The organism is Clostridium nigeriense (assembly GCF_050585245.1).
Lineage (GTDB): Bacteria > Bacillota > Clostridia > Clostridiales > Clostridiaceae > Clostridium > Clostridium nigeriense_A.
On record NZ_JBNOOF010000005.1, the window covers coordinates 82,885 to 102,568 of the forward strand.

15 protein-coding genes and 1 riboswitch are annotated in these 19,684 nt (G+C 27.8%); all 15 genes read right to left on the reverse strand.

Going from position 1 to position 19,684, the window contains the following annotated elements; all coding sequences use genetic code 11:
* The 15 genes from ACQPUY_RS09645 to ACQPUY_RS09715 all read right to left on the reverse strand — a co-directional run bounded on the left by ACQPUY_RS09645 (nt 1) and on the right by ACQPUY_RS09715 (nt 19,681).
* On the reverse strand, nt 1–936 hold the full coding sequence (locus ACQPUY_RS09645) for an ATP-binding cassette domain-containing protein (RefSeq protein WP_430840980.1): 936 nt from the start codon (nt 934–936) through the stop codon (nt 1–3).
* A gap of 84 nt (nt 937–1,020) precedes the next feature.
* Nucleotides 1,021–1,665, reverse strand: a complete 645-nt coding sequence (locus ACQPUY_RS09650) for a response regulator transcription factor (RefSeq protein ID WP_430840981.1) — start codon at nt 1,663–1,665, stop codon at nt 1,021–1,023.
* On the reverse strand, nt 1,666–2,817 hold the full coding sequence (locus ACQPUY_RS09655; RefSeq protein WP_430840982.1) for a sensor histidine kinase: 1,152 nt from the start codon (nt 2,815–2,817) through the stop codon (nt 1,666–1,668).
* Between the two features lie 137 nt (nt 2,818–2,954).
* A complete protein-coding gene (locus ACQPUY_RS09660; protein ID WP_430840983.1) occupies nt 2,955–3,890 on the reverse strand; it encodes a DMT family transporter in 936 nt (311 codons plus the stop codon).
* Between the two features lie 41 nt (nt 3,891–3,931).
* Nucleotides 3,932–5,683: an ABC transporter ATP-binding protein gene (locus ACQPUY_RS09665; protein ID WP_430841158.1), complete on the reverse strand. Its 1,752-nt coding sequence runs from the start codon at nt 5,681–5,683 to the stop codon at nt 3,932–3,934.
* Nucleotides 5,684–5,720: 37 nt separating this feature from the next.
* Nucleotides 5,721–7,457 carry an ABC transporter ATP-binding protein gene (locus ACQPUY_RS09670; protein ID WP_430840984.1) on the reverse strand — a complete coding sequence of 579 codons (1,737 nt, stop codon included), beginning with the start codon at nt 7,455–7,457 and terminating at the stop codon, nt 5,721–5,723.
* A gap of 521 nt (nt 7,458–7,978) precedes the next feature.
* Nucleotides 7,979–9,604 carry a SulP family inorganic anion transporter gene (locus ACQPUY_RS09675; RefSeq protein ID WP_430840985.1) on the reverse strand — a complete coding sequence of 542 codons (1,626 nt, stop codon included), beginning with the start codon at nt 9,602–9,604 and terminating at the stop codon, nt 7,979–7,981.
* Between the two features lie 144 nt (nt 9,605–9,748).
* Nucleotides 9,749–10,723 carry a UV DNA damage repair endonuclease UvsE gene (gene uvsE, locus ACQPUY_RS09680; protein ID WP_430840986.1) on the reverse strand — a complete coding sequence of 325 codons (975 nt, stop codon included), beginning with the start codon at nt 10,721–10,723 and terminating at the stop codon, nt 9,749–9,751.
* 21 nt (nt 10,724–10,744) lie between these two features.
* Nucleotides 10,745–11,299: a DUF6512 family protein gene (locus tag ACQPUY_RS09685; RefSeq protein WP_430840987.1), complete on the reverse strand. Its 555-nt coding sequence runs from the start codon at nt 11,297–11,299 to the stop codon at nt 10,745–10,747.
* A gap of 74 nt (nt 11,300–11,373) precedes the next feature.
* The gene (gene add / locus ACQPUY_RS09690) at nt 11,374–12,372 is read right to left on the reverse strand and encodes an adenosine deaminase (RefSeq protein WP_430840988.1); all 999 of its coding nucleotides are present in this window, start codon (nt 12,370–12,372) and stop codon (nt 11,374–11,376) included.
* Nucleotides 12,373–12,462: 90 nt separating this feature from the next.
* Nucleotides 12,463–12,562: riboswitch (purine riboswitch) on the reverse strand.
* A gap of 112 nt (nt 12,563–12,674) precedes the next feature.
* Nucleotides 12,675–14,174 carry an L-arabinose isomerase gene (gene araA / locus ACQPUY_RS09695; protein WP_430840989.1) on the reverse strand — a complete coding sequence of 500 codons (1,500 nt, stop codon included), beginning with the start codon at nt 14,172–14,174 and terminating at the stop codon, nt 12,675–12,677.
* Nucleotides 14,175–14,447: 273 nt separating this feature from the next.
* Nucleotides 14,448–15,143 (reverse strand): L-ribulose-5-phosphate 4-epimerase, encoded by a 696-nt coding sequence (locus ACQPUY_RS09700; protein ID WP_430840990.1) that lies wholly within the window; start codon nt 15,141–15,143, stop codon nt 14,448–14,450.
* Between the two features lie 9 nt (nt 15,144–15,152).
* Nucleotides 15,153–16,811: a ribulokinase gene (locus ACQPUY_RS09705; RefSeq protein ID WP_430840992.1), complete on the reverse strand. Its 1,659-nt coding sequence runs from the start codon at nt 16,809–16,811 to the stop codon at nt 15,153–15,155.
* 205 nt (nt 16,812–17,016) lie between these two features.
* Nucleotides 17,017–18,090 (reverse strand): GntR family transcriptional regulator, encoded by a 1,074-nt coding sequence (locus ACQPUY_RS09710; RefSeq protein WP_430840993.1) that lies wholly within the window; start codon nt 18,088–18,090, stop codon nt 17,017–17,019.
* A gap of 175 nt (nt 18,091–18,265) precedes the next feature.
* Nucleotides 18,266–19,681, reverse strand: coding sequence for a glycoside hydrolase family 1 protein (locus tag ACQPUY_RS09715; RefSeq protein WP_430840994.1), 1,416 nt, complete (start codon nt 19,679–19,681; stop codon nt 18,266–18,268).
* Nucleotides 19,682–19,684 lie beyond the last annotated feature (3 nt).

The following is a 19,684-nucleotide window of genomic DNA, read 5'->3' on the forward strand; positions in this document are numbered from 1 at the left end:
CTAATCTCTTAAAGTTTTTCCGGTTAAGGCTAGGAATACATCTTCTAATTTTGCTTCGTCATAGCTTATCTTTTTAATATTAATACCATATTGCTCAATTATAGTTAGCACATTATTAAGTTTAAAGTTTGAATCTATTGTTAAAATAATAGTTTCATTTTTTTCCTTAACATTTAGAATACCATTTACTTTTTCTATATTTAAGATTAATTCAGCACTTATATCTTTTGCCTCTATAGTAACTTTATTATTTGGGAAAACTGAAGTCTTAATTTCATCTTTAGTACCATATGCAATTTCTTTTCCTAAATCGATTATAAAAACTCTCTTACAAAGCTCTTCAACCTCTTCCATGTAGTGTGAGGTATAAATTACTGTGCTTCCCCACTCTTTGCAAATATTCTTAGTAAAATTAAATATATGGTTTCTAGATTGAGGGTCTACCCCAACTGTTGGCTCATCCATTATCAATACTTTAGGATGATGCATAATAGCTGCTGCTATATTTAATCTTCTTTTCATTCCACCAGAGAACTTTTTAACCTTTTCCTTTTTCTTTTCTACAAGTCCAGTAACTTCAAGGGCTTCATTTATTCTTTCTTTTAATTCTTTTCCCTTTAACCCATACAAAGCTCCAAAGAATTCAAGATTATCATAAGCTGTTAATTCTTCTATTAATGAAATATCTTGAGGTACATATCCTATACATTCTTTTGCCTTTATTGGCTCTTTTAAAATATCATATCCACAAATTTTAATAGTCCCGCTATCTGGAGTTAAGAGGCTTGTCATTATATTAATCAAAGTTGATTTTCCTGCTCCATTTGGACCTATAAACCCAAAAATCTCTCCTTGATTAACATCATAACTTACATTGTCTAATACTAACTTATCATTAAACCTTTTTGTAATATTTTTAACTTCAATAATACTCATAAAAATACCTCCTAATATATCTTAATTCCATAATAAGATAATAATAGGAGGCTTGCTATTACTATAAGTCACTACACAAATGACTTAAGTCACTATTCCATTTTTAAAAGCAAAAATTGCAATTTGTGTTCTATCCCTAAGACTTAACTTTGATAGTATATTAGTAATATTGTTTTTTATTGTTCCTTCGGATAGATATATTTTTTCTGAAATTTCTTTATTACTTAATCCTTCTGCTATGTATTTTATTATTTTTAGTTCCTTATCTGAAAAATTGTATTTTTCTAATTCACCATGTTTTAAACCTTCACTACTTTTAGTTAGAATTTTACTTGCAACTTCAGGATGAACAACCATGTTACCCATATATGCGGCCTTTATTCCTTCGTAAATAACTTGATGAGAACTATCTTTTAACATATATCCAAAAGCTCCATAACTTAATGCATCTTGAATATATTCCTTATCATTAAATGTAGTCAATATAATAACCTTAATTTTAGTAAATTGTTCTTTAATAAGCCTTGTCCCCATAACACCGTCACACTCCTTCATTCTTATATCCATAAGAACTACATCTATATCCTTAGTTTTACATATTTCTAAAGCCTTATACCCATTTTCAGCTGTATCTACTACTTCAATATCATCAAAAGTAGATAGCATAAGCTTTAGACCTTCTCTAATTAAATTTTCATCATCTACAATTAATATTTTTATCTTCCCCACTTAAATCTTCCTTTCTTTAGGAACTACTATCTTAACAAAAAAGCCATTTCCAAGTTCTGAACTAATGTCAACAGTTCCATTAATCTCATCTACTCTTTCCCTTATATTTCTAAGACCACACCCTTTTTCTTCAATTTTATCAGTTCCTCTACCATTATCCTTAAAGGAAATAACAAAATCATTCTCTGTAAAATTCATAATTACTTTAATTTTAGTGGCCTTTCCATGTCTTAGTGAATTAGATAAAACTTCTTGAGCTATTCTATATAAATGAGTGCTTTGCTTTGTTGATAAAATCCAGCTTCCTTTGGATAAGATAGTATCTACTTTTATACCGGACATTTTATCAAAGTTTTTACATAAGTCCTGTAATCTAATTATTCCTCTATAATTATCATAATCATCAGATTTAAGCTCTTTTACTGCTCTTTTAACATCTTGAAAACTCTCATTAATAAAACTTCTTAAATTGCTAATCATATCTTTTAAAGCACTTTCTTCCTTTGATGCTATTACTTCCATTGCAGATAATTGAATCATTGCTGTAGATAAAGCATGTCCAACACTATCATGGATTTCTCTTGAAATCCTATTTCTTTCCTTTACTATAGTTAATTCCTCTATAGACGATAAATACTCCTCAAGTTTGTTATTGGCTTCAATTAAATTTTCTTCAGAAATCCTAAGTTTATCATATAATCTTTGAGCTTCCTTTTTTGTATTATAAAGCCTTGATATATAGTTTAATAACATAGAAAAAATAATTATAATTCCTAAATTTAAAAAACCTTCTTCTATACTTCCATTAAACTTTGTATATATAGATGCTAAATATATTATTGGTAAAAATACATACCTTATATTTTTTCTGTTAAGTGAAATAACATCTATAGTCAACCCTACTAGATAAAATAGTATATTTCCTCCAAAATTTAGACATGCTAAAGAGGATATTATTATTTCTAGAGTTATAGAAATTAAATTTGCCCTATAACTTTTAAAGAAAAAAATTCTAAGATTATTGTTTATTATAAACAACAAAATAAATATTAAACTACTAATTCCACTATTCTTTCCCTTAGCAAAAATCTCAAACATTAAGATACTAAATGATAAGTATCTTATTAATAATAGTTCCTTACTTTTTCTCATAGTTATCTCCAATTTCTTATTATAAAATAATAATACAATAAATTTTATCTTTGTTGAATAGTTATCTTTTATTTTAAAAAAGCACTTCATATTGAAGTGCTTTTTTATAATTATCTATTAATATAAAAAATAAAATACTAATTTGTCTCTTCTTTTCTTCTATAAACTAAATAAATTCCTGCACATACTAATAATAAAGCTATCAGAATTTTTATATTGAAAATATTTTCCTTAAGTATTATGGCTGATAATACTGTACCAAAAACAGGAATCAAGAAGTTAAAAACAGATATAATTCCTACTTTATTATATTTTAAAAGTTGTGACCATAATGCAAAGGCTACTGCTGATAATAATGCCATATATATTAATAATGAAGTTGACTTAAAAGTAAAGTTTGTAAGACTTCCTCCTAAAATATATCCTATTATTGTTAAGATTAATCCTCCTATGGCTAATTGATATCCAGTTACAGTATATGCATCTTTATTTTGACTTATTTTCTTACTATATAATGATGAAACAGAAAGCATAAAAGCTGCAATCATTATAAATCCTTCTCCTCTAAAAGAAAAGCTACCTTCTAAAACTGATGCTTCTCCTCCAAGGTTAACTATTATAACACCTAAAAAACCTACTATACAGCCTATAATCTTATTAAAGTATAGTTTATCATTCTTATATACAAAGTGAGCTAATATAATACTAAAGAATGTGCTTGTTCCATTCATAATAGATCCTCTTACACCTGTTGTATATGTCATACCTAAATAAAAGAATATATATTGAAGGGTAGTTTGTCCAACTCCTAATATTGTAATTTCCTTTATATCTTTACTAGTTAATTTAAATATATTTTGTTTCATTATTAATTGTAATATTAGAACGAAAATTCCTGCTAGGAAAAATCTGTATCCTGCAAAAATAAGTTTTCCACCTACATCGCTACTTGCAATATCAAATAGCTCATATCCTAATTTAACAGCTGGAAAAGCACTTCCCCATAAAAAGGTACATATTATTGCAATTATAATTATATTTATTCTATTAGTATATAGTTTCTTTTTATCCAAATGTAATCATTCCTTTTATAAAATTATTGTAATCCTGTTTTTTATGCACCTTCACTTAAAAACTTATATTGAGCCATATATAAATCATAGTAACTTCCTTTGTTTTTTAACAATTCATTATGATTTCCTACTTCTTCAATCTTACCATCATTTATAACCATAATCTTATCACAATCTCTTATTGTTGATAACCTATGTGCTACTACAAAGGACGTTCTTCCATGAAGTAATTTTTCTATACCATCTTGTACTAATTTTTCTGTTTCTGTATCTATATTAGATGTAGCCTCGTCTAATATTAATATTCTAGGATTTGCAAGTAATGCTCTGGCAAAGGATACTAATTGTCTTTGTCCTAAGGATAATCTTGTTCCTCTTTCATTTACTTCAGTGTTATATCCATCTTCTAATTTCATAATAAAATTATGGGCATTAACTGCCTTTGCAGCATTAATTACTTCTTCATCTGTTGCATCTAATCTTCCATATCTTATATTTTCCATTATAGTAGTAGAAAATAGAAATGTATCTTGAAGCATTATTCCCATTTGACTTCTTAGGGATTCTAATTCTACATATTTTATATCCTTACCATCTACTAACACTTCTCCTGATGTTGGATCATAAAATCTACTTAATAAAGATACTATAGTTGTTTTACCTGCCCCTGTTGCTCCAACTAAAGCTATTTTTTCTCCTTTATTAACTTTAAAACTTACATCTTTAAGAACCTTAGAATTTTCATCATAAGAAAAGTCTACATTTTTAAATTCTACAAAGCCTTTAATCTTACCTATTTTATTTGCATTCTCTGTATTTTTTATAATTGGCTTCATATCTAAAATATCAAATATTCTATCTGCTGCTGAAAAATTTGTTATTAAAGTGTTATAAAAACTTGAAAGATTCATAATAGGTCTCCAGAACATTCCTACATACATTGAAAAGGCTATTAATGTTCCTATTTTTATTTCATTATTTATAACTAATCTATATCCAACTGCAAATACTACTAAGGTACCAATTCCCCAAGATAATTCTACAAGAGGCCAAAAGAAATCATTTAACATAACAGCTTTTGTAAAAGAATCGCTTAATTCTTTTACCATTGATTTAAAATTCTTTTCAGTACCTTCTTCTTTAGCAAAACCTTGAACTATTTTTATACCTGAAAAATCTTCATGAGTAAAGCCATTTAAATTTGATCGTTTATTTCTATAAACTTCCCATTTTCTTCTTGAATATATTTCAATGCAAAACATAGCTATTCCTAATAAAGGTAATAAAGCTATACAAGCTAACGCTAGCTTAAAATTAAGAATAAACATAATAATAGCTACACATAAAAGATTTAATAATTGTGGTATAAGTGCTTGAATACTTTGAGAAAATAAATTTTTTAGTGCGTTAACATCAGAAACCACTCTTGAAAGTATTTTTCCAACTGGTCTACCATCAAAAAAGTCAAAAGATAAATATTGTATATGACTATATAATTCATGTCTTATATTTACTAAAATATTATTAGTTATAGATGTTATCATCGTCCATCTAATTTTAGATAGAACCCACGCAATTAAATTTAATACAATTAATGCTACTCCTATAAAAAATAATCCTTTTATATCTTTATTTACTACATAGTTATCTATTGCTACTTCTAAAAGTAGGGGATTAACTATTCCAGAAATCATAACAAATATCATTAATAAAATAACTATAAAAGATTTTAATTTATATGGTCTAAGATACTCTAATAGTTTTAATGTTATTTCACTTTTACTTCTTCTCATTACTTCTTCATCTTTTTTTATTGAATTATTCTCCAAATTAAACTACCTCCTCTTCCAATTCGTTAAAATCTTTAAATTGATTACAGTAAATATCAAAATACTTACCTTTAAGCTTTAATAACTCTTCATGAGTTCCTTTTTCTTTTATTTCTCCATTTTCTAAATAAACTATTATGTCAGCATTTTTTACTGCAGAAATTCTATGAGCAATAATAAAGGTTGTACTGTTTTCTTCTCTTTTTGATAGATTTTTTAACAATCTATGTTCTGTCTCCATATCTAAAGCAGATGTAGCATCGTCTAATATTAATATTTTTGATTTTCTTACTAAAGCTCTAGTAATTGATATTCTTTGTTTTTGTCCTCCAGATAAACCTATACCTCTTTCCCCTATTTCTGTATATAATCCTTCATCTAGTTCCTCTATAAAATCTAAAGCACATGCTAGTGAAGCTGCTTCTTTAACTTCTTCATAATCTGCATTTTCATTACTAAATTTTATATTATTTATTATTGAATCTGAAAACAGAAATGTATCTTGAGGAACAATAGACATATTTTTTCTTAAAAAGTCTAAGTCATAATCCTTGATATCAACATTATCTATTTTTATACTTCCATTAGTTAAATCGTAATATCTTCCTATTAAATTAATTAATGTTGATTTACCTGAACCTGTAGTTCCCATCAATGCAACTGTGCTTCCTTCTTTAATATCTAAATTAATATTCTTTAAAACATATTCATCTTTATATTTGAAACTAACATTATCAAATACTATATTACCTTTAATAGAATTGTTTTTATAACATTCTTTTTTACTTTTAATTTCAGGCTCTCTATCCATTATTTCAAATATTTTTTTAGCTGAAGCACTATTTCTTGAAAGTAAATCTATTAATTCACCTAAGGATCTCATTGGCCATATTAGGTTCCAGATATATCCACTAAAAGCTACTAAAACTCCAATCGTAATTTCATCATTCATAACAAGAAATCCACCTAAAACTATCATTATAACTAATGATACATTTGTTAGAAATTCTATTGGTGGAAAATAATCTCCTATTATTTTTGCTTGCTTCATATTTAAATCATAATAAGTTCTATTCATTTTTAGGAATTTATTTATTTCATATTTTTCTCTTGAAAATGCTTTTACTAATCTAACTCCTGCTATATTTTCTTGTGCAGTAGTATTAATCTGAGCTGTTTGGTCACTTATTTCTTCATATGATTTTCCAAATTTACTTTCTAACTTTATCGCTATAAATCCTATTGGAATCATTATAATAAAACAAGCCAAAGCTAATTCAAAATTTAATTTAAATAGAATAACTGTAGAAACTACAAAATATATTACATTTTCTATAAATAATCTAAGTCCAAAACCTATTGTTTGCCATATATTTTCTACATCTTCTCCTATTCTAGACATTAATTCTCCAGTATTCATATTATCAAAATATTTAAATTCTAGCTTCTGAATATGGTTAAAAAGATCATTTTTAATATCTTGGTGTACTTTTACACTTAAAATATCATAAAGAAACTCTTTTCCATATCCCAGGATAGATTTCGTTATTGTAATAATTAAAATACCTATTAAAACTTTAATTATTATGCTGTTGTTACCTGCTATGACCCCATCATCTATAAATATTTGTTGCAAGTAAGGCATAAATAAATCAACCCCAATTACTGCAAGCATAGATAATGTTCCAATTATTAGTAGTGCTTTGTATTTTGAAACATATTTAAGTATTCTAGTCATAATTTTTCCCCCTTAAGTTATAAATCTTTTTTGTTTACTTAGTTTTTACACATCCTTCTCTTCCTTTCTTAAAAATAAAAAAGGCCAAAGTTATCCTTAGCCTTTTATCCTTAATTTAAATAAAATAAAAAGCCAAGGTAAATAACCCTTGGCCCTAATTATCTATTCAAAGTTATATTCCTACAAATTTAAAGAATATATACTTTTATAAAGCAATTTTGTATAAATTATTTAACACTAAAATTTACACAATGAGATAGGATTACTAATATTTTTAATTTCGTATTCACTTTTATTATTTTTTATTAATAGATTCAAATTCAATATAATATTTAACATTTTCCTACCTCCTTTTCACTTCAATCTTTTACCAGTATATTCCTAAAACCAAATCTTGTCAACATCTTTTTTTGTTAAATTAATACTTTTTTTCTTTAATAAGATTTTTCATATTAAATTTATTATAAGTGAGTATCCAAGTTTTAATTTGACAAAACGAACTTACTCATTCGAAGCTACTATTATTCAGCACTTTTTATAGCTTGGTCTGCGCTCCAAAATATCATATTATTTCCTAGCTTTTCTTCAAAATCAGCTTTATCAAGAATATCTTTTACTTGCTGTTGTAATCCACATAGCATGATTTCACAATTTCTACTTCTAACTTCTTCAATTACTTCTGATAATGCCTGTAGTGCTGAAGTGTCAATTAAAGGAACTCCCCTCATTGATAGTATTATTACCTTAGCATCTTTTATAGATAACACTTCATTTTTAAATTTCTCTGCTGTAGCGAAAAATAATGGTCCTGTAAAATAAACAACTTTTATATAACTTAAATTTTTCCCTTTAAATATATTTTTATCTAGTTTATTTTCATCTATTTCACTTATTGAAATATCCATATTAGAAATCTTAACTATAAATAATAGACTTGAAAAAATTACTCCTATTAATATAGCCTGTGTTAAATCTAATGCAACAGTTGCAAACATTGTTATTAAAAACTTAGAAATAGATCCTTTGAATTTTTTTGAAAATATGTATTTTATATTTTCCCATTCGTTCATTCTCCAAGCAGTCACTATTAAAACTCCTGCTAATGATGAAAGGGGAACATTAGACATTATTGGAGCTAATAAAAACATAGACAACATTAAAAATATTGCATGTAAAATACTTACCAATCTAGTTCTTGCTCCAGATTTTATTGCTACGCTTGTCCTAGCAATAGCTGCAGTTGCAGGAACTCCTCCAAAGAATGGAATAATAAAGTTACCTACTCCTTGTGCTATTAATTCTCTATTAGCATCAAATGAATCCCCTTTCATTTTCTTTCCAACTTCACCACATAGTAAACTTTCTATCATAGCTAGTGCGGCTATGCTAATAGCTGGAACTAAAACACTTTTTATTATATCTATATTTATAGCGCTTATACTAAGTCTATTATCTAGAATTAACTTTTGTGGTATATCACCAATTACATCTATAGGTAATTTAAAAATCACATTTATAGTAAGAGCAACTATTAATCCTATAAGTGAAGCAGGAACTATGTTATTAAGTTTTTTAGGCCATATAATCATTATAAAAACTACTAATAACCCTATTCCCAATGCATACCAATTTACATTTAATGGTGTACTGATAAAATTTATTACTTTTATTGCTGCTGACTCTGCTGATTTTGTTGATACTCCAAAAAAATTATCTAGCTGACCTACAGCTATTATTAAAGCTATTCCCGACGTGAAACCAGTAATTACTGGAGTTGGTATATAAGAAACAACTTTACCTAATTTTAAAATACCTGCTATTATAAGAATTACACCAGCTAAAGATCCTGCTATCCATACTCCTTCTAATCCATACTTTTGAAATAGTGCAACTAAAATTGCACTCATAGCTCCCGTTGGTCCTGAAATTTGAAAAGATCCCCCAGATAATGCCCCTATAACTATACCTGATATTATAGCTGTAATTAATCCAGCCGCTGCAGTAGCTCCAGAACTTACACCAAAAGCTAATGCTAAAGGTAATGCTACTGCAGTAACTGTTATTCCAGCCATTAAGTCTTGTTTAAAATTTAATAAATTATAGCCCTTAAATTCATTTTTAATGTCATTAATATAACTTTTAATCACTATATTTCTCCCCTCTTTATTTTTTATAATATCTCCAAAGGTAATTTTAACTCTAGTTAGAAAATAATACAAGTTATGTTAAATTATAATTGCATTAAAAGTATAAAATAATAAAAAAACAGTAAAAATAATTTTTACTGTTTTTCATACTATAAATGAAGTTTTATCTATCCACTTATAATTTTGATTAATATTTTTTATATCATCAGCTAACTTAAACAAGGCGACATCTTTCTCTTTACATTCTAGCATTATATCTATATCTCTATTAAACTCCTTTAAAACTTCAATAAAGCTTATAAAATCTACTGGATTTATAAAATAAGCATGCTTTTTATCCACTTTATTAATTAAACTCGTATCTTTTGGAGAAGAAAAATGCATTTTAGGTGGCAATTTTTCATTATCCCAAGTATTTAATATCTCTCCTAAAATATCGGTTATTTTATCTCCAGTATTATTACAATTATGATGATGTATATCTAAAACCATTGGAATATTTAATGTATTGCATAGCATTAAGGTTTCTCTAGCTGTATATGTTTTATCGTCATTTTCTATAATAATCCTATCTTTAATATTATGAGGAAACTTATTAAAATTTTCAATAAACCTTTCTAGTGCAATTTCTTTACCTCCTGTTGCACCACCTACATGAATTACCATTTTTCCATCTTTATAATTCATATCTTCAAACCATTCCACTTGTCTACTTAAATTAATAATAGTATTTTCTACAACCTTTGGATTACTACTATTTATAACATTAAACTCATCTGGATGAGTGTCTACTCTCATGTTTGATTCCTTAATGAGCTTTCCTAAATACTCAAAATCCTTTTTTAGAAATTCTCTATGTCCCCAATATCCAACTTCCGGATGAGTCACTAATGGGATTAATGCAGATGTTATTCTATAAAAATGTATATCATTTTCAATGTTATACTTTATTATATCTTGAAGAGCAACTAAATTAGATAGAGCAACACTCCTTAATTTTTCTAATTTCTTCTCTTCGGATAAAATCTTTTTGTAATTTGCAAAGGTAACTGTACTAGAGCTTGTTACCTTTTTTCCTAAAACATTTGAAATAGCAACATATCCAAGCCTTATCTTCATATGAATTCTCCTAACAAAGAATTATTTAATTTTGTAAATTCCATACTCTCCTGTATTAGCATCTCTAAAGTATTCATTTCTAGGTGGATTAAAAGTAAATACTGTAAATATTATAATATGAAGTACTATTCCAACCAAAGCTATATATACTAACTTTTTATTTTCCTTACTTTTACATGCTATAAGATAAGAAGCTATTTGAGCTGCTATTACTCCTATAAAGTATCCTCCAATATCTACTATTAAATTAGCAGTAGAGCTTGCATCTTTGAAAATACTCTGCCATAAGCCAGTTAAGGAAAAGCAAACAATTTCAAAAACTATAATAGCAATAAACTTACTAAATAAAAAATTATTCGCCTCTTTCTTTACAAAATTATACTCTATAGCTGAATATAGTAAAATCGGATATAAGCCAAGCTTCCAATGCTCCCACATACTTTCATTTACAGGAGCTATTAGTCCTAAAATCATATGTTCTCCTAGAGATTCATAAAGAAGATGCCATAGACATCCTAAAATAAAAATTGCAAAAATACCTATTATCTCGTACTTAAACAACTTTTTACATTGCATATTTTTCCCTCCTACATAAAATATGATATAAAATATTTTATGTAGGAGAAAAAAATAAATACATTTATTTATAGTTATTTTTCAATATCCTTAAGTAATTTTTCTTTTATTTCTTCAGTGCAAAAAGCTGCTTGTACACTATTTATGTAAATTTCTTTATATTCTTCTAAAGTAATATCAAAGGTATTTACAACATTATTAGTTTCTTCATTTAAAGATATATTAGAAACTGTTCTATTATCTGTACTAATAGTAACTTTTATATCATCTTTATAATAATTATATATAGGGTGATCATTGTATTTATTTACTGCCTTAGTATCAATATTACTCTTTGGACACATTTCTAATGTGATTTTATTTTCCTTTACCAATTTATAGGCATCTTTATCATTATAAATAAATACTCCATGTCCAATTCTTTCAGCACCTAATAAGTTTATAGCATCCCTTACATTCTTTCCAAATCCCGTTTCACCAGCATGAATTGTAATTCTAAAGCCTTTTTTCTTTGCTAATTTCATAGCATCAATATAGTCATAAGCAAAATCTTCTTTTTCTGCAGCTGCTAAATCTATTGCTACAACACCTTTTTCAATAAATTTTGATCCAGCTTCTATAGAATCATATACATGCTCTAATCCTAATCCTCTTATACAAGAAACTATTATATTTCCATTAATGTCATAGTCCTTTTCCGCATCTTTAATTCCTTCTATAACACTTTCAATTACTTCTTCCAAAGATAATCCATTCTTCAAGTGGAAAATTGGAGCAAATCTAACTTCTATATACTTAATGTTTTCTTTTGATGCATCTTCTAATAATTCATAAGCTGCTCTTCTTAAATTCTCTTTACTTTGCAATACCATGTTTGGCAAATCAAATTTCTCTAGATATTCATCTAAAGAACTACAATTTTCTTCAACTGATAATAATTTTTTAACATGATCATACTCATAGCTTTCTAAATTTATATTTTCTTTCTTAGCAAGTTCTATAACTGTTTCAACCCTTAAACTGCCATCTAAATGACAGTGTAACTCTATTTTAGGTAAATTTTTAATATCCATTTTTACCACTCCTTATCTGTAAAATATTATATTAATAAGATCCATTGATTTAAAAAAAAGTATAAAAAAAATTCCTAACCACGAAGAAATCACAATAAATGATTTCCTCGTAATCAAGAATTATAGGTTCTTGGTAGAGACCCCTAAACCATATTATTAGGGTTATACGAAGCATTTGCATCCACATATTTAAATTATAATTATTTTAGCATAATTATTTAATAAGTCAATAGAATTTTAAATAATTATAATAATAAAATTCATTGATATTATTTTTTATTTCTAGATATTTTTAAATTATACTATTTCTTATTATTTAGCATCCAATAGACACTATTCCATTTCAATTCATTTAAAAAATCTCTTATATTAGTGTTTTTTCCTATAACAACTGCTTCTAATCCGTACATATCTGCAAGATCACATAATTGCTCTGCATCAACTACGTATGAAAATGAAGTATGATGCGCTCCTCCAGCTAATATCCAAGCTTGTGCCCCAACTTTTAATGATGGTTCTGGAGTCCATAATACTCTTGCGACAGGAAGGTTTGGTAAATCTTTTTCTACTTCTTTAGCGTTAACTTCATTTATTATTAATCTCATTCTTCCACCTAAATCTACTAAAGATGCACAAACAGCACTTCCTACTTGCCCGTTGAATATTAATCTAGCTGGATCATTTTTATCTCCCATTGATAAAGCTTGTACATCTATTCTTGGTCTATCAACAGCAACTGTTGGACAAACTTCTAGCATATGTGATCCTAGTATTAATTCATTTTCTGGGTCAAAGTTATAAGTGTAGTCTTCCATAAATGAAGTTCCAGCATTATTTGACATTATCTTCATAAGTCTTACAAGTCCTGCTGTTTTCCAATCTCCTTCTCCACCAAATCCATATCCATCTTCCATAAGTCTTTGTACTGCAAGGCCTGGTAATTGTTCCATTCCATGTAGCACTTGGAAGTTAGTTGTAAAAGCTGTATAATCTCCTTTTTCTAAGAATCTTCTTAAAGCAATCTCTACCTTAGCTTGATATTTTATAGAATCTCTAACACTTCCTTCAACTTGTCCTTCTTCACAGATTTCATATTTTTCTTGATAAACATTCATTAAAGCTTCTACTTCTTCACTAGTAACTTTTTCGATTTCTTCAACTAAGTCACCAATACCAAAAGCATCACAAGTCCATCCAAGCTTTATAGCAACTTCAACTTTATCACCTTCTGTAACTGCAACATCTCTCATATTATCATCAAATCTAGCAATTTTAATATTAAAGCCTTCAACATATCCTGCTGCAACACTCATCCATTTATTAATCTTTCCATGAACTTCTGTATCTTCCCAATGTCCAACAACAACTTTTCTCTTATTTTCCATTCTTGCATTTATAAATCCAAATTCTCTATCTCCATGAGCAGATTGATTTAAATTCATAAAGTCCATGTCCATAGTTTCCCACGGGATATCTCTATTAAACTGAGTATGGAAGTGTAATTGAGGCTTATTTAATATGGATAAACCTCTAATCCACATTTTAGCTGGTGAAAATGTATGCATCCATGTAATTATACCTGCACAATTTTCATCATTATTTGCAGCATTACAAACATCAAATATTTCCTTTGAGTTTCTAACTGTTGCCTTATTGATAATAGTATATTTTATTGCTTCTTTACTATTTAATCCTTCTACTATTTTTTGTGAATCTATTGCAACTTGCTTTAATGTTTCTTCTCCATATAAATCTTGACTTCCTGTTACAAACCAGAAGTTGTATTCTTTAACTTTTAACATATTTTATTCCTCCTCATAATTCTCTTTTCCACAATATATTTATATCATTTTTAATCTATCAATAAACATTTCCTTTTTTACCTATTGCAAAATAATAGTTATAATAACTCTTTTTATTAAAATCTCTTTAGTAAATCCAAAGTGTTTTATACCTTCATTACCATTACCCGAAGCACCCAATGTATCTATACATAATATATCATCTACATATTTATGCCATTAAAATATTGTATTTATATTTTATATATGTCATTAATAGTATCATTTCAATAATTAACTTTGTCCATAGTAAGCATTTTTACCATGCTTTCTAAAATAATGCTTATCTTGGAGTTCTTTTTCAATAGGCGTTATATAATGATTTAAATTTTCTGTTATCAGGGCGATCTTAGATACTTCCTCTAATACTACAGCATTAGAAACTGCCTTACTTGGAGTCTCTCCCCAAGAAAAAGGACCATGACTTCCAACTATTATTCCTGGAACACTTAAAATTTCTATATTTCTACTTTCTAAAGTTTCTATTATTACAAAACCTGTATTTTTTTCGTAATCACTCTTTATTTCATCGTTAGTTAGTTTTCTAGTACATGGTACTGAACCATAAAATGTATCTGCATGAGTTGTTCCATATGAAGGTATATCTCTTTTGGCTTGTGCCCATGAAGTTGCATATGTTGAATGTGTATGAACTATACCTCCTAAGTTAGGATACTTTTTATAAAGTTCTATATGAGTAGCTGTGTCTGATGAAGGTCTTAAAATTCCTTCAACCACATTTCCCTCTAAGTCTACAACTACCATATCATCTACTTTCATATTGTCATAACTTACACCACTTGGTTTTATTACAATTAATCCTTTTTCTGTATCAATTCCACTGACGTTTCCCCAAGTTAATACAACTAAGTTGTTTTTAACTAAAGCCAAGTTAGCTTCAAAAACTTCTTTTTTTAATTTTTCTAACATATTTACCTCCTAAAGCTTTCTCATTTTCTTTAGATCTTTCATTACGTTATTTTCGCCTCTTCCAAAGTAATCGTGTAATCTATCATAATGAGCATAAATTTTAGAGTAAATTTCTACATTTCCTGGTATTGGATTTATTACTTCATCTAATAATTTAGGAATTACTCTTGCAGCCTCATGTATTGACTCAAAACCTCCATTTTCTTTTCCCGCTACAACTGCTCCAAACATTGCTGATCCTAAGGCTGGTGTTTGAGTTGATTTAGAAATTCTAATTGGTAGATTTGTTACATCAGCATAAATTTGAATTAACATTCTATTTTTTTGTGGTAACCCTCCACAAGTATATAATTCATTTATTTCAACACCATTTTGCTTAAATGTATCTACTATTTTCTTATGACCATACGCTGTAGATTCAATTAAAGCTCTATATATTTCTTCTGGTTTCGTATTTAAATTTAATCCTAGTATAACTCCTGTTAAATCAGTATCTACTAAAACAGTTCTATTACCATTTAACCAGTCTAAAGCTAAAAGTCCTGAATCTCCTGGATTTAATTTTTCCGCTTTTATTGTTAAATATTGATGTATATTTAATCCTAGCTTGTCTGTTTCCTCTATATAAGTTTGAGGTACGCAATTTTTAACAAACCATGCAAATATATCTCCAACAGCAGATTGTCCAGCTTCATAACCATAAAGTCCTGGTATAATACCATCTTCTACATACCCACATATACCTGGTACAACTACTTCTTTATCAGATAAAACCATACTACATGTTGAAGTTCCCATTATCATAACCATTTTTCCGGGTTCAGTAACTCCCATTGCAGGTACTGCTACGTGAGCATCAACATTGGCTACTGCTATTGGCATTCCTTCTTTTAAACCTAATTTCTTTGCCATTTCAGCAGTTAATTCTCCTGCTTTATCTCCGATACTTGATACTTCACAATCGAATTTTTCTTCATAGAGATTTTCTAATTTTTCATCTAAAGCTCTTAAAAAATTTTTTCTAGGGAAGCCTTCTTTTTTATGCCAGATTGCTTTATATCCCGCTGTACAACTATTTCTAGTTTCCCTTCCAGTCAATTGCATAATAACCCAGTCAGTTGCTTCTATAAATTTATCTGTTGCTTCATATACTTCTGGAGCCTCATCTAAAACTTGCCATACTTTTGGTAAGTACCATTCTGATGATATTTTTCCACCATATCTAGCTATAAATTTTTCTCCCATTTTATTAGCAATTTCATTTAATTTATTAGCTTCATCTTGGGCTGCATGATGCTTCCAAAGCTTAACATATGCATGTGGATTACTTTTATACTCATCTAAATAACAAAGAGGAGTTCCATCCTTCTTCATTGGTAGTATTGTGCATGCTGTAAAATCAATTCCAAGTCCTACAATATCCTCTGGACTTACTTCTGTTTTTTCAACAACTTTTTTTACTACATATTCTAAAGTATCTATATAATCTTTAGGATGTTGTAATGCCCAAAAAGGTTCTAATTTCTTACCACAGGGTAATTGTTCTGACATAACTAAATGTGGATATTCCATCATTTCAGATGCAACCTCTTCACCTGTTTTAATATTAAGTAATAATGCTCTAGCAGACTCACTACCATAGTCAACTCCAATAGAATATTTACTCATAAAATCTCCTCCCAATTTAAATACAAATCAACCTCTATAGTACGTACAATCAAATAACATTTTATTGATATTACGTACAATTTCATAATAGCAGATTAGATTTCCTTTGTAAACATTTTATATAATATTTTTGATAAATATTTCCAGCAAAAAAAAAAAGAAAAAGAACATCAGTGAATTTTAAAAACTGATGTTCTTTCTATTACTATATTGTAGTTTCTTTTATAATAATTTCTGGATCATATATATATTGTACTAAATCTTTTTCTTTATTAATTAAGGAAAGTAATATTTCGCCAGCTTTCCTCCCCATTTCTTCCTTCGGATGGTTAATTGTTGTAATTCCACAATCAAGTACTTCAGAAATTATTTCATCATTATCATACCCTACTATAGATAGGTCTTTTGGAATATCTAAATTAAGTTCTTTAGCAACCTTAATTACTTTAACAGCTATTTTATCATTATAGCAAACAATAGCTGTCGGCCTATCCTCTCTTGTTAATAAACTTCTTGTGAAGGCGTAAATATAAAAATCTTCTTCATAGGTTTTAAAATCTCCAATTATTGTACTATCAATCTCTATGTTGTTTTCTTTTAATGATTTTATATAACCTTTTTTTCTTTCAATACCTTGTATATCATCTTCTTTAAATATTCCTGCTATTTTCTTATGACCTAACTTAATTAAATAATTAGAAAGCATATATGTTCCCTCTTCATCATTCATTATTACATAAGACTGTTCCTCTTTATCATAAGTAGCATTTATCATTAAATATGGTATATTACTTTTTTTAATTTTATTATAATAATCTAAATTTTCATTTCCTAAAGCACTTGCAGTGGGCTCAATTATAGCTCCTACTACATCATACTCTAATATTTTTTTTAATTGTTCTCTTTCCTTTTCCTTTTCATTATTTGTACTTAATAATAGAATATCATACCCATTACTATTCAGTATATCTTCTATCCCTTTAATTAAATGAGGGAAAATATATTCTGTTATATAAGTGATTATTACAATTACTACTTTATTTTTACTTTTCTGTGATTTATCAATTCTCTTTGCATAAGCTCCCTTACTTTTTTCTCTATATATGTATCCTTGTTTTTCAAGCTCTATTATAGATTGCCTAACTGTATGTCTGCTTACAGAAAAAATATTTCCTATTTCTTGTTCTGTGGGAAGTTTTTCATCTTCTTTAATTTCTCCATTTATAATTTTCCCTTTATAAAACTCAAATATCTCTATATATTTAACTATCTTTTCCATATAATTTTTCCTCTCCTAATATTGTACTTACAATTATATAATATATCTTATTATGTTTTCAATACATTATTTTACTCTTAAGTTAATTCTATATAATTTTTATCATAGTCTCTATACCTTTATAATAATTAAAAGCCTATAAACCAATAAGGTCTATAGGCTTTTATTGTAATTGTTATTTATTATCTAACAAAGCTCCATTAGAGTCTATAACTTTTTTATACCAATAAAAACTATCTTTCTTTATTCTTTTTAAGTCTAATATATCATCATCTGTCCTATTAGTATATATTAAGCCATAACGCTTTCTAAATCCTTGTGCCGAACTTAAAAGATCCATAAATGACCATGGACAATATCCTATCATTTCTACACCATCCTCTATAGCTAAAGCACATGCATTAATATGACTCTTTAAATAATCTATACGATAATCATCATGTATCCTTCCATTTTCTAAAACATCATGAGCTCCAAGCCCATTTTCTGTGATTATTAGTGGCAGATGATATCTTTGATAATATTCATTTAATGCTACACGAAGTCCAGATGGATCAATTGCAGCACCATATTCACTTGCTTTTAGATTAGGATTCATAGACATCTTAAATAATCCATACATACTAAAGTCTACAGTACCTTCTCTACTTCCAAAAGGATGTTCATCATCAGCTTCAAGAGCTTCTGCACAATTTGTTCTATAGTAGTTAACTGCAATAAAGTCCATTTTTGCTGATTTTAAAATTTCTTTATCACTTTCTTCCATATGTGGCATTATTCCTCTTTTATTAAGATAATTCATATAATATCCAGGATACTCTCCATAGTGATGCATATCAAGCATATAATAAACTTTAAAGTTATCATTCATTCTAGCTGCATAAACATCCTCTGGTTTACTTGTTAACGGATAAGTTACTGATGATGAAACCGCCGGTCCTATTTTACCATTTTCAACCATTTCATGACAAGCATTAACTGCAAGTGCATGTGCAAGACACATATTATAATCCATTTGTGCACGCATCTTATCAATTTTTAATTGATCTTTTTCTTCATAAATATTGATTCTCTCTTCTACTCTTACAATTAAATTTTGCTCGTTGTGAGGCTGCCAAAGTTTTACTCTGTCTCCAAACTCTTTAAAACATATTTTTGCATATCTTTCAAAAGCAAATACTGTTTCTCTCGATTCCCATCCATTATACTTTTTGACTAATGCAAATGGTAAATCAAAGTGATATAAAGTAACAAATGGTTCTATATTATTTTCAATTAACTTATTAATAACTTTATTATAAAAATCTATACCCTTTTGATTAATTTCTCCATCACCATCTGGAATAATTCTTGTCCATGCTATTGAAAAACGATATGTCTTCATACCTAATTCTTTCATTAAGTTAATATCTTCATCAAAATTATGATAAAAGTCAGCTGCAATTTTTGTATCTGCTTGAATGTGAGATTTTTTAAATGAATTAAAATCTGCTACACTTAACCCTTTACCATCCTCATTATATGCTCCTTCGATTTGAAATGCTGAAGATGAAGCCCCCCATAAAAAATTATCTGGAAATATACTTTTCATAAT